This window comes from Curtobacterium flaccumfaciens, assembly GCF_051548005.1.
Taxonomy (GTDB): domain Bacteria; phylum Actinomycetota; class Actinomycetes; order Actinomycetales; family Microbacteriaceae; genus Curtobacterium.
This window is the reverse complement of the sequence record NZ_JBPUGH010000129.1, coordinates 1-9,773: the sequence shown is the minus strand read 5'-3', so window position 1 is coordinate 9,773 and position 9,773 is coordinate 1. Positions and strand designations below refer to the sequence as shown.

The 9,773-nt window shown below is 72.7% G+C and carries 12 protein-coding genes; 4 read left to right on the top strand and 8 right to left on the bottom strand.

The annotated features are described in order from the left end of the window. The 4 genes from ACSW7Y_RS13645 to ACSW7Y_RS13630 form a co-directional block, all read right to left on the bottom strand. Window positions 1-315 (bottom strand): VOC family protein (locus ACSW7Y_RS13645; RefSeq protein ID WP_438126797.1); only part of this gene is annotated, 315 nt, incomplete at its 3' end. Between the two features lie 83 nt (window positions 316-398). After that, entirely contained in the window at window positions 399-1,415 is a 1,017-nt protein-coding gene (locus ACSW7Y_RS13640; protein ID WP_438126796.1) for a transporter substrate-binding domain-containing protein, read from the bottom strand. Window positions 1,416-1,508: 93 nt separating this feature from the next. Further along, complete coding sequence (locus tag ACSW7Y_RS13635; protein ID WP_438126795.1) at window positions 1,509-2,282, bottom strand: amino acid ABC transporter ATP-binding protein; 774 nt, start codon at window positions 2,280-2,282, stop codon at window positions 1,509-1,511. Then, window positions 2,279-3,625 carry an amino acid ABC transporter permease gene (locus tag ACSW7Y_RS13630; RefSeq protein WP_438126794.1) on the bottom strand — a complete coding sequence of 449 codons (1,347 nt, stop codon included), beginning with the start codon at window positions 3,623-3,625 and terminating at the stop codon, window positions 2,279-2,281. Before ACSW7Y_RS13630 ends, ACSW7Y_RS13635 begins: the two co-directional genes overlap by 4 nt. Window positions 3,626-3,790: 165 nt before the next feature. On the opposite strand from ACSW7Y_RS13630, the gene ACSW7Y_RS13625 reads away from it, so the two are divergent. After that, on the top strand, window positions 3,791-4,042 hold the full coding sequence (locus ACSW7Y_RS13625; protein ID WP_438126793.1) for a DUF4287 domain-containing protein: 252 nt from the start codon (window positions 3,791-3,793) through the stop codon (window positions 4,040-4,042). Between the two features lie 48 nt (window positions 4,043-4,090). Here ACSW7Y_RS13625 and ACSW7Y_RS13620 read toward each other — a convergent pair whose 3' ends face one another. Then, on the bottom strand, window positions 4,091-5,062 hold the full coding sequence (locus tag ACSW7Y_RS13620; RefSeq protein ID WP_438126792.1) for an acetylxylan esterase: 972 nt from the start codon (window positions 5,060-5,062) through the stop codon (window positions 4,091-4,093). A gap of 121 nt (window positions 5,063-5,183) precedes the next feature. On the opposite strand from ACSW7Y_RS13620, the gene ACSW7Y_RS13615 reads away from it, so the two are divergent. Then, window positions 5,184-6,152 (top strand): hypothetical protein, encoded by a 969-nt coding sequence (locus tag ACSW7Y_RS13615; protein WP_438126791.1) that lies wholly within the window; start codon window positions 5,184-5,186, stop codon window positions 6,150-6,152. Window positions 6,153-6,159: 7 nt separating this feature from the next. On the opposite strand, the gene ACSW7Y_RS13610 is transcribed toward ACSW7Y_RS13615, so the two are convergent. Beyond that, a complete protein-coding gene (locus ACSW7Y_RS13610) occupies window positions 6,160-6,987 on the bottom strand; it encodes an alpha/beta hydrolase (RefSeq protein WP_438126790.1) in 828 nt (275 codons plus the stop codon). A 46-nt stretch (window positions 6,988-7,033) separates the two neighbouring features. Here ACSW7Y_RS13610 and ACSW7Y_RS13605 point away from each other — a divergent pair, with 46 nt between their 5' ends. Then, window positions 7,034-7,714, top strand: coding sequence for a 2'-5' RNA ligase family protein (locus tag ACSW7Y_RS13605; RefSeq protein WP_438126789.1), 681 nt, complete (start codon window positions 7,034-7,036; stop codon window positions 7,712-7,714). A gap of 13 nt (window positions 7,715-7,727) precedes the next feature. On the opposite strand, the gene ACSW7Y_RS13600 is transcribed toward ACSW7Y_RS13605, so the two are convergent. After that, window positions 7,728-8,306: a GIY-YIG nuclease family protein gene (locus tag ACSW7Y_RS13600; protein ID WP_438126788.1), complete on the bottom strand. Its 579-nt coding sequence runs from the start codon at window positions 8,304-8,306 to the stop codon at window positions 7,728-7,730. Between the two features lie 36 nt (window positions 8,307-8,342). Next, on the bottom strand, window positions 8,343-9,209 hold the full coding sequence (locus ACSW7Y_RS13595) for a hypothetical protein (RefSeq protein WP_438126787.1): 867 nt from the start codon (window positions 9,207-9,209) through the stop codon (window positions 8,343-8,345). Window positions 9,210-9,244: 35 nt separating this feature from the next. Between ACSW7Y_RS13595 and ACSW7Y_RS13590 the strand changes: the two genes are divergently transcribed. Next, window positions 9,245-9,773, top strand: a 529-nt coding sequence (locus tag ACSW7Y_RS13590; RefSeq protein WP_438126786.1) for a hypothetical protein, incomplete at its 3' end; no start/stop codon positions are given.

Genomic DNA, 9,773 nt, shown 5'->3' with positions numbered 1-9,773 from the left:
GTACTCGACGGTGTCGCCCACGCGACCACCGGCGGCCCGGGCAAGTTCGACGAGGTCGTCGACGGCCTCGCGCCTGCCGAGGTCGAACGACACCGTCACCTTCGACGGCGTGTCCGGGCCGCCGACGAGGTCCTCGGTGCCGCCGACGCTCGCGTACGCCGCGCGGGAGCTCAGCATGACGAACTGGTCCGGGGCGATCGCGAAGCAGGCGTTCTCGGGGCCGGACATCTCGGCGTTCCGGGTCCAGCCCAGGGCGGAGTAGAAGGCGGTGGCCCGGTCGACGTCCTCGACCGGGCAGCTGATGAAGAGGCTCATGCGGCCGATGCTCGCGCGGTCCGCGGCACACGTCAACGCCCCCGTCGCCGAGCGGCGACGGGGGCGCGGTGACGCCGAGCGGGTCAGCTGTTGTCGAGCGGGAGCCCCTCCGGGTTCACCTCGGAGGTCGTCACCGACTCGTTCGACAGGTTGTACGCCGTGAGCCCCTTCGCGTAGGTGCCGTCCTCGATGAGCTCGTCGATCGCTGCGGCCACTGGCTTCGCGATCCCGCTGCCCTTCTTCGTGGTCGCCGCGATGAGTCCCTGCAGCGTCGAGCCGGCACCCGAGTACGTGCCCGCGGTCGTGGTCGGCTTCGCGGTGCCCTTGCTCTGCGTGTTCTGGTACGCGATCGTCGGGTTCGGACCGAAGTAGCCGTCGATCTTGCCGGAGTCGAGCGCGAGCTTGATCGCGTTGCCGTCCGGGTAGTACTTGATCGCGAAGTCCTTCCCCTTCGCCTGGAGCTCCTTCTGCCACTCGAGCAGGATCTTCTCCTGGTTCGTCCCGGAGCTGACCGACAGGGTCTTGCCCGCCAGCACCGAGGGGTCGCCGTCGAACGTCCAGGCCTTCGACGCGAGCACCTGGAACGCGAGCTCGTCGCGACGGTAGGAGGCGAAGTCGTACTTCTCCTTGCGCTGCTCCGTGACGGTGATGTTCGAGAACCCGGCGTCGTACTTGCCGCTGTCGATGCCGACGAAGAGGTTGTCCCACGTCGCGTTCTGCACGTCGGCCTCGAGGCCGAGCTTGGCGGCGACGAGTCGTCCGAGGTCCGGCTCGGAACCGGTCAGCGTCTTCTGGTCGTCACCGGTGAACGCGAGGGGCGGGAACCCGGACGGGAGCGCGCCGACGCCGATGGTCAGCTTGCCGGACTGCTTGACCGCGGCCGGGAGCTCGTCGTGGAGCTTCGTGTCCTCCTGGACGGTGAGCGTCGTCTCGGTCGCTGCGCCGTTCGCGTGGGCACCGATCGTGACGGTCCCGTCGGTGTCGGCGGACGTGTCCGCCGAGGCGTTCGCGGCGCACCCGGCGAGGGCGACGACGACGCCGGCGGCGAGGACGAGGGCGCCGGCGCGGTGGCGCCAGCGGGCAGGGGTGGTCGTGGACATGGTTCTCCTGGTTCGGGTGCGGTGCGGTCGTGCTGTGGGCGGTTGGACGGTGGGGCGGGCGTCAGCGCACGCGGGCGTCAGCGCACGCGGGCCTCAGCGCACGCGGGCGAGGAAGTCGCGGGTCCGCGGGTGCTGCGGGGCGTCGATGACCTGGGCGGGTGGCCCCTGTTCGACGACCCGTCCGTGGTCGAGGAAGACGACGTGGTCGGCGACCTCGCGAGCGAAGGCGATCTCGTGCGTGACGATCACGAGCGTGGTGCCGGAGTCGGCGAGCGACCGGATGACGCCGAGCACCTCGCCGACGAGCTCCGGGTCGAGGGCCGACGTCGGCTCGTCGAGGAGCACGACCGACGGCTCGAGGGCGAGCGCCCGGGCGATCGCGACGCGCTGCTGCTGCCCGCCGGACAGCTGACGGGGGCGTGCGTCGCCGCGGTCACCGAGGCCGACCCGCTCGAGCAGGTCACGTGCTCGCGCGAACGCTGCCGCGCGGGGCACGCCTGCGGCGATCGGCCCCTCGGCCACGTTCTCCAGCGCGGTCAGGTGCGGGAACAGCTCGAACCGCTGGAACACGAACCCGATCCGCGACCGCTGGCGGCGGATCAGTCGTTCGGGGAGTTCCCGGTAGCGGGCCGAGCCGTCGCGAGCGGTGCGGAGGCCGACGCCGACGGTCTCGCCGCCGATCGTCACGACACCGCGGTCGAGCGGTTCGAGGTGGTTGATCGCGCGGAGCAGCGTGGACTTCCCGGAGCCCGAGGGTCCGAGGACGGCCGTGACGCTCCCGGCCGCGAGCGACAGGTCGATGCCGTCGATGACCCGCAGGTCACCGAAGGACTTCACGGCGCCGGTGACGGCGATGGACGCGCTCACGAGACGACCTTCCCGTCGTTCTCTCCGGACGCGACCACGCGTCGGGCCGAGGCGACCTGTGCGAGGCGATCCGTGCCTCCAGGCCGGCACCGCCGCACCGCGGCGCGCAGCCGCTGGAACGGTGTCGGCGGGAGCGCACGCGCGGACCCACGCGAGGTCCAGCGCTCCACGTAGTACTGGGCGACCGACACGGCGCTCGTCAGGGCGAGGTACCAGATCGTCGCGACCACGAGGAGCGGGATGATGTCGGTCGGGTAGGTGCTCGACAGGTTCTGGACGACGCCGAACAGATCGAGCAGCGACACGTAGAAGAGCAGCGACGAGGCCTTGAGCAGGCCGACGATCTGGTTCACGAACGCCGGGACGATCGAGCGGAGCGCCTGTGGCAGCACCACCCGGGCGAACTGTCGGCGGCGGGAGAGTCCGAGGGCCTGCGCGGCCTCGAGCTGCCCGTGGTCGACGGCGAGCACGCCGGCGCGGACGATCTCCGAGGCGTACGCGATCTCGCTGAGGCTGAGACCGATCACCCCGATCGCCAGGTCGCCGAGGACGTTCGCGGTCGGGACCTCGAACCGCGGGCCGAACGGGATCCCGATGCCGATCGTCGGGTACAGCGAGCCGAGGTTGTAGAGGAAGACCAGCACGAGGATGAGCGGCACCGACCGGAACAGCCAGACGTAGCTCCAGGCGAGGCCGGACAGCACGGGGTTCCGCGACAGTCGGGCGACGGCGACCACGATCCCGCCCGCGAAGCTGATCACCGCGCTCAGCGCCGTCGCGACGAGCGTCAGTTGCAGGCCCGTGAGGATCGCCGGGCTGAACAGCCACTTCCCGACCGCGGGCCAGCCCCACTGCTCGTTCGTGAAGAGGGTCTCGACGAAGTTCAGGAGGACGACGAGGACGAGCGCGGCGGCGACCCAGCGGACGGGATGGCGGAGCGGGACGACGGGGCGGTCGAGGGCGGCGCGTCCAGCGGCGGTGAGGGCATCGACCGCGGGGCCGTCGGAGCGGTCCGGTCGGGTCCGGCCCGGTTGATCGCGGTCCGGCTGGGTGCGGTCCGGCCTCGCGCGGTCCGGCCTGGAGGCACGGTGTGCGTCCGCAGCGCCGGTCGCGCCGTGGACGCTGCTGGCGTCGTGGACGCCGCTGGCGTCGTCGACGCTGCTCGCGTCGTGGACGCTGCTGGCGTCGTGGACGCTGCTCGCGTTGTGGACGCTGCTGGCGTCGTGGACGCTGCTCGCGTTGCGGACGCCGCTGACGTCGGCGGTCCCTGCCGCGTCGGCCGTGGGCGCCGCGTCGGGGACGCGGGCCGCGTCCCGTCGGGGGACCTCGGTGGTGTCGGTCATGCGGCGACCGTAGGAGGACCGCTCGCACCTCGACAACGGTGGCCGAAACAGTCCGGCACGTGACGGAACACACCGTCACACGGGTGTCCGTTCGTGACGTCGGGTGACGCAGTCCGGCGCTGTCCGGGGCTTCTGTGACGCCGTGTGCAGCGCTACCGTGAGCGGATGACCGGACACCGCGTGACCGCTCCCGAGCCGCCCGCCGACGGCACGAAGGCGAAGGGGCCGCAGTCGTACTTCCCGAGCATCGAGGCGAAGTACGGCCGGCCGGTGCAGGAGTGGCTGGACCTCGTGGCCGACCGGCTCGACGGCCAGCCCCACATGCAGGTCGTGGCGTGGCTCAAGGAGGAGCACGGGCTCGGCCACGGCCACGCCAACGCCCTCGTGGCGTACGTCCGGAACGCACTCGCGCGCTGAGCGGCGCCTGCGCGCATGCTCGCTGCGCCCCCGTTCCGCCCCGCTCCGCTAGCTGCGCAGCACGCTCGCGAGCCGGGGGAGCGTCGCCGTGTCGTCGTGTGCACCGCCGCCCTCGTGGCCGTTGTACTCCCACACGGTGATCTCCTTCGGGCCGGCGTAGGCGTTGTAGGCCGCGTACACCGTGGACGGCGGGCAGATCGGGTCCATGAGCGCCGTGGAGAACCACGCCGGAGCCGTCGCGCGGGCGGCGTGCAGCGCGCCGTCGAAGTAGGCGAGCGTGCCGAACACCTGGTCACGACGGTCGCGGTGCACGGTCAGGTACCGGGCGATCTCGCGGTAGGGGTCCGCGTCGGTGATTACCGTCGCGCGGGGGAAGTCGCACAGGAACGGCACCCGCGGGAACACCCCCGCCAGGCCCTCGACGAGTCCGGCGACGGCGATCGCGAGCCCACCGCCCTGGCTCACGCCGAGGACCGCGACCCGGTCGGGGTCGACGAGGTCGATCGCCCGGACGGCGTCGACGGCGCGGACCGCGTCGACCGTGAGACGTCGGTAGTAGTACGTGTCGCGTGACTCGATGCCCCGGGTCATCACGCCGGGAGAGGCCGGGCCGGTGCCGTCCGGGTCAGGCGTGTCACCGACCGACCACCCGGAACCCTGACCGCGGGTGTCCATGACGAGGTGGGCGTACCCGGCGGACGCCCACAGCAGGTGCTCGGTCGCGAGCCCTCGGCCCCCGCCGTAGCCGATGTACTCGACCACCGCGGGCAGCGGAGCGTCCACCGTCGTGCCCGCCGGTACCGTCAGCCAACCTCGGACGCGTTGTCCGTCCCACCCGGCGAAGGACACGTCGTAGGTGTCGAGCGTCGACAGTCCCGTGTCGACCCGCCGCGTCTCGACGGCGATCGGGTGCTGGCGTGCCGACGCCAGGGTGTCGCGCCAGAACGCGTCGAAGTCGTCGGGTTCGACGGCACTGCCGCGGTGGGTGAGGAGCTCGGGTCCGGTGATGTCGGTGTACACGTCTCCGACCCTGGCACGGCGGATCACCCCTCGCCAGGTCCCCGCGCCTCCTGTGGACAGCGCTCGCCGCGCTGCGGTCCGTGCAGGACCGGGTGTCGGCGGTCGCTCCTACCGTGGCGGTGTGGTCGAACCCGTGGACGCGTGGTGGCGCCGTCGGCAGTGGTCCCGCGGCCTGGCGGTCCCGTACGCCGTGGGCGAGTTCCGTGCCGCGTGGGAGTCCTACCCGGTGCTCGTCCGGCAGTACCACCCGGAGTGGAACCACGGCGTCGTCCTCACGCAGGTCCCGCCCGCGGCCGAGGTCCTGCTGACGTGGGAGTGCGACGTCGGACACGTGTTCGTCGCCACCCCCGCCGAGCAGCGCGGCCGACCCGGTCGCGAGCGGCGCCGGTCGGTGTGGTGCCCCGAGTGCGCCGTGCAGGCGCAGCCGCAGCGGTGGCCGGTCCTCCCCGCCGACTGGCCGGAGGCCGTCCCCGCACCCCAGCGCGTCGTCCGGGCGACCGGGCGGCAGACCCTGCCTGCTGCTCCCGCGCGCGGTGTCCCGGCCGGAGCGGTGGCGACGTCCCGGAGCCGACCGGACCGCAGCGGGGCGCGTCGGACGGGTGAACGGCGTCCGTCGGTACCGCGCACCATCTGCCCGAAGACGCCCCGTCTGCCCTCGGGTGAGGCGTTCACGAGCGTGTGCGCACCGCCGACGGCCTCCGCGGTCGAGGCCGAGCTCCGCGCGGCGCTGTCCGCGCGGTTCGACTTCACCTTCGACCGGAACGCGATCCGGCTCGACCGGCCGTTCTTCGACCACGTCGAGGCCTGGCCGGACATCGTCCTGCCCGAGCTCCGGGTCGCGATCGAGTACGACTCCACCGGGCGGCACGGGCTCGAGCACGTCGGGCCGCGGCAGGAGACCGATCGGCGGAAGGACCGTGCCGTCCGCGCCGTCGGGTGGGAGGTCGTCCGCATCCGGACAGGGCGGCTCCCGGCGCTCGGACCGTACGACCTGCAGGTGTCGGGCATCTCGAAGCGGACGATCGAGCAGCTCGTCGACACCCTGCGGGACCTGCGCGGGCCGTTGTTCGTCGATGCCTACGCCCGCTGAGCCGGGCTCACCGCCAGAGCCAGCGCAGCGCCTCGGGCAGGACCACGCCGCCGTGGTTCGGACTGTGACCGCCGTCGCCGAGGACGAGTCGATGGTCGTAGCCGCGTTCGGCGAGGGCGGCGGCGACCAGCAGGTTCTCGCTGTACCAGTTCCGTTCCCGCTGGTCGTGTCGCAGGTCGAAGCGGTTCGCCTGCAGGTACACCCGGATCGGCTTGGCCTCGGCCGAACGGATGAGAACCGGGTACGGGTCGCCTCCGGGGATCTGGGCGAAGCTGGACACGAATCCGAGCACGAGGCCGAATGCGTCGGGTCGGTGCCAAGCCGCGGTGAAGGCGCAGTTGCCGCCGCTCGAACCGCCGCAGATTGCGCGCCGCGCGGGGTCCTCGATGAACCGGACACCGACTCGCCGCTCGACCGCCGGCAGGACCTCGTCGAGCAGGAACGTGACGTAGCGGTCGTCGGCTGGGTCGTACTCGGCATTGCGGTTCCCGGGCTGTCCAGGGTCGACGAAGACCCCGACGGTGACCGGCATCGCGCCCTCGTGCACGAGGTTCTCGAGGACGATTCCGGCGCGCATGTCCTCGGTCTCGTCGAGGTAGAGCCGGCCGTCCTGGAACACCATGAGCGCGGCCGGCTCGGACCCGTCGTACTGGGCCGGCACGAACACGCGGACGGTCCTGGTCGTCCCGGGGAAGACCGTGCTGTCGGCGAGGTCGAACTCCTCGACCCGACCCCGTGGCACGCCTGCCGCACGGTGGGACGTCGGCCCGTGCGCGTACTCCATCGCGCCGGTCACGACGGGGAGCGGGGAGAACGGCAGCGGCGACGTCGACACGTCTGCACGGTACCGCGGCGGGAGACGGGTGTGGTGTGCTGAACGCATGGGCGTGCACGAGTACCTGTCGAAGTACGACGCGCTGTGGTCCCGTGCGCGCTCCTCGTACGAGACGGGGGAGCTCGCGATCGACCGGCCGCCCGCGGACGGCGACGTTCGCTGGGGGCTCAGCCTCGTCGTGCTCCCGGGCGCGGAGCTGCGTGCACGTCTCGTCGAGATGACGCACTCGCTCGCCGCCCGCACGGCAGGGTCGCACTCCGTGGTCGGCCCGTCCGACCTGCACATGACCGTCACCAGCCTCGAGCCGTACCGCGACGAGGTGGATCCCGCACTCGTCGACGCCTACCGTGGAGCGGCCGAGGACGCGCTCCGGGACAGGATCCCGCAGGTGGTCTTCCGCGGCCTCGGTGGTTCCACGGCTGGTGTGTTCGCACAGGGCTTCGCCGACGACCGACTGCTCGCCGTCCGGCAGCGGATGCGCGAGGTCGGGGCGGCCCTGCACGGCGGGGTCCCGCCCGCGCCGGCCTTCATCCGCGACACCGCCCACGTCTCCCTCACCGTGCACCGCGCGGCCGTGCCGGAGCGGGAGGTCGCCGCGTACGTCGACTCGTCACGCGACGTCCCGCTCGGCGACCTCGGCGGAGCGTGCCTCGCCCTCGTCCGTTACCGCGAGGTCGACGGTGGGATGCGGCTTGAACCGGTCGCGTGGACGGACCGGGACGGCTGACCGCAGGGACCCGTCAGCCGCGCAGCGCCAGCGCCTCGCTCCGCCACCGGGCCAGCAGCTCCCACGGATCCCCGACGCCCGCAGCCACGGTGTCGACGTGGGCGAGCAGATCCGGTGTCGTCCGGAACCACTCGGTGCCCGGGTAGCGCGTCGCGGCGAACCGCGCGTGGCGACGACGTTCGACCGTGCGGTCCCCGCGCTCGAACGCGAGGAGGTCCTGGTGCGCGATCGCGGCGAGCCGCTGGCGGGGGTTCGCGGTCGTCCCGATCTTGACGCGGTCGCCCGAAGCGTCCCGCATCCGCAGGTAGTAGACGACGTCGACCCGCGGGGGCGCGAGGTCGCCGTCGGGAACGTCTCCCCACCGCCACTCGCAAACCGCGCAGAGGATGCCGCTCGGGTAGCGGACGCCGACCCTGGACCCGCAGAGCAGGCACGGGCCCGGCAGGACGTCCTCGGCCCCGGCCGGAGCGACCCCGGCCGAGTCGACCCCGACCTCGTCGAGCACCGCCTCGTGGTGCACGCCGCAGAGCGGCACCGCGGCAGCGCCGTCCGTCGCGGGGGAGTCGCACCCGGGTGCGCAGCAGCTCGTCACCCGGGGAGTCTCACACGAGCCGACGACAGCGCCGGCTCACGCTCGATCGACGACGTCCCCCGCCCACGAGAGGTCGTCGTCCACCCCGACCTCGAACGCCTCGAAGCGGTCGTCGGCGACGATCCGTTCCACGAGGTCCCGACTGCCCGCGACGATCGTCGCGTCCCAGTCGATCTCGGTCGCGAGCACCCACGCACGGTCCTCCGGCCAGAGCATCTGCGGCGTGTGACCGGCGCCCGGCCAGGTCTCGAGGTCCGCGGTGTCGAGCCACGTCGGGTCGGCGAACAACCGCGTGGACGCCGCCATCAAGTGGAACGACCGCCCCGGCCACTCGAACACCGGCCCCTGGAGCCCTCGTTGCACGGCTGCGCTCCGGAGCGCGCGTTCGGCGTCGCTGCGCTGCTGCTCGCGGATGTCCTCCTCACTGGGCTCCCCGATGAAGAAGGAGGCCGTGGCGGAGCTCCCGTTGAGGTCACCCCACCCGTCCCACACCGCGGCGACGAGGTCGTCGGGGGTCGTCGTGGCCGGGCCGAGGTGCTCGGTCAGCGCGGCGAGCACGTCCGTGTCGAGCTGCCCCTCCTCGGGCGGCCCGACCGCCCACCCGTCGTCGGTCTCGAAGCTCTCCGGCGGCTCGGCCCCCGTCAGCCGCGTCCACTGCACCCGCGGGTGCAGGTGTCGACCCCGGCGTGCCGCGACCTCGGCCCACCGCCACCGGCGCTCCTCGACGACGGGGTGCATGCCCCACCCGTCGGTGACCGCGATGTCGTGACACCGCGCGTCGAGCGGGTGCAGCACCCGCGCGTACGCCGCGAAGCCCGTCCCGGCGACACCACCGGCCGTCGCCCACCCACCGGCTCGTGGTCGCAGCCAGTCGCCCCGACGTGTGTCCGTGATCATCCCCACGACCGTGACGCTACCGATCCTCGTAGGGTGCGGGCATGCACTGGCAGCTCGACCTCGTCGAACAGCTCCGCGCCGCCCCGGTCGTCCACGGTGTCCGACCGTACGGGTCCGTCACGACGCCCGACCGGATCGATCGGTGGAGTGACCTCGACGTCGAGCTGGACCTGACCACCGACGTGGACGCCGAGCGCCTCTTCGACGGAACCCCGTGGGCATGGCAGGACACCCGGGACGACGTCGACGACGGTCTGCAGCGCCTCCGGCTCGTCCTCGCCGACGGACGGCGGATCGACGCCGCGGTCCGGGGCGGGACCGTCCGGCTGCCAGCACCCTCGACCGACAACGCCGTGCGCTTCGACCTCGCCCTCGCTGCGACCCGGTTCGGCCGTGGCGCCGACCTGATCGGCCTGCACCTCGTCCTCGGGGTCGTCAGGAGCACGCTCGAACTCTGGATGGCCGTCGAGGACCGGCGCACCGGGACCACGCACCACCGGTCCGGGTCCGCGACCGACGCGGCCGCAGCCCGCGCCCTCGCCGCACTGGCCGGCCCGCTCGGCCCGGCCA

Bases quoted from the DNA above. Each gene is read 5' to 3' on its own strand.
- ACSW7Y_RS13605 (WP_438126789.1), top strand. From the start codon at position 7,034: ATGGGCGTGCACGAGTACCTGTCGAAGTACGACGCGCTGTGGTCCCGT.
- ACSW7Y_RS13640 (WP_438126796.1), bottom strand. From the start codon at position 1,415: ATGTCCACGACCACCCCTGCCCGCTGGCGCCACCGCGCCGGCGCCCTC.
- ACSW7Y_RS13625 (WP_438126793.1), top strand. From the start codon at position 3,791: ATGACCGGACACCGCGTGACCGCTCCCGAGCCGCCCGCCGACGGCACG.
- ACSW7Y_RS13630 (WP_438126794.1), bottom strand. From the start codon at position 3,625: ATGACCGACACCACCGAGGTCCCCCGACGGGACGCGGCCCGCGTCCCC.